The following is a 1,118-nucleotide window of genomic DNA, read 5'->3' on the forward strand; positions in this document are numbered from 1 at the left end:
CCGGGCTATGGCTCAGGCGTCGATGATGACGGGGATGATGAGGGGCTTGCGGCGATAGGTGCGGAACGCCCAGTTCGCCACGGCGCGGGCGAGGAGTTGTTCGAGTTGGCGCGCGTCTCCGACGCCTTCCTCGGCTGCGGTGGCCAGGGTCTTCTCGATGACGGGGATGACCGGCTCGAAGGTGGCGTCGTCGTGGACGAAGCCCCGGGCCAGGAAGTCGGGGGCCTCGGCGAGGGCGCCGGTGTCCGCGTCGACGATCGCCACCACCGTGACCACGCCTTCGGCGGCGAGGGTGAGGCGGTCCTTGAGGGACGCTTCGGTGGCGCCTCCGACTTCCATGCCGTCGACGTAGACGTTGCCGGCGGGGACCTTGCCGGTGATGGACGCGCGTCCGTCGACCAGGTCGACGACGACGCCGTCCTCGGCGATGACGACCCGGTCGGGGTCGACACCGGTACGGATGGCGAGGTCGGCGTTGGCCCGCAGGTGGCGCCATTCGCCGTGCACGGGCATGACGTTGCGGGGCTTGACGATGTTGTAGCAGTAGACGAGTTCGCCGGCGCTGGCGTGCCCGGAGACGTGCACCTTGGCGTTGCCCTTGTGGACCACGTGGGCGCCCCACCGGGTGAGTCCGTTGATCACCCGGTAGATGGCGTTCTCGTTGCCGGGGATGAGGGAGCTGGCGAGCAGGACGGTGTCGTCCTTGCCGATGCGGATCATGTGGTCGCGGTTGGCCATCCGTGACAGCGCGGCCATCGGTTCGCCCTGGGAGCCGGTGCACACCAGAGTGATCTTGTGGTCCGGGAGCTTCTCCAGCTCCTTCGTGCTCACGACCAGACCGGAGGGCACCTTCAGATAACCCAGGTCACGGGCGATGCCCATGTTGCGGACCATCGACCGGCCGACGAAGGCGACCTTGCGGCCGTGCTGGTGGGCGGCGTCCAGGACCTGCTGGATGCGGTGCACATGGCTGGCGAAGCTGGAGACGATGACCCGGCGCGGCGCGGTGCGCATCACCTGCTCGATCGCCGGGTTCAGCTCTCGCTCGGAGGTGGTGAAGCCGGGTACTTCGGCGTTGGTGGAGTCGGTGAGGAACAGGTCCACGCCCTCCTCGCCGA

At 68.4% G+C, this 1,118-nt stretch carries 1 protein-coding gene; it reads right to left on the reverse strand.

Annotated elements, in window-relative coordinates; translation table 11 throughout:
* Nucleotides 1–12: 12 nt before the first annotated feature.
* Nucleotides 13–1,118 (reverse strand): ribonuclease J (locus ACZ41I_RS39895; RefSeq protein ID WP_468516443.1); only part of this gene is annotated, 1,106 nt, incomplete at its 5' end.

The sequence above is a fragment of the Streptomyces sp. NPDC030799 genome (assembly GCF_055572255.1).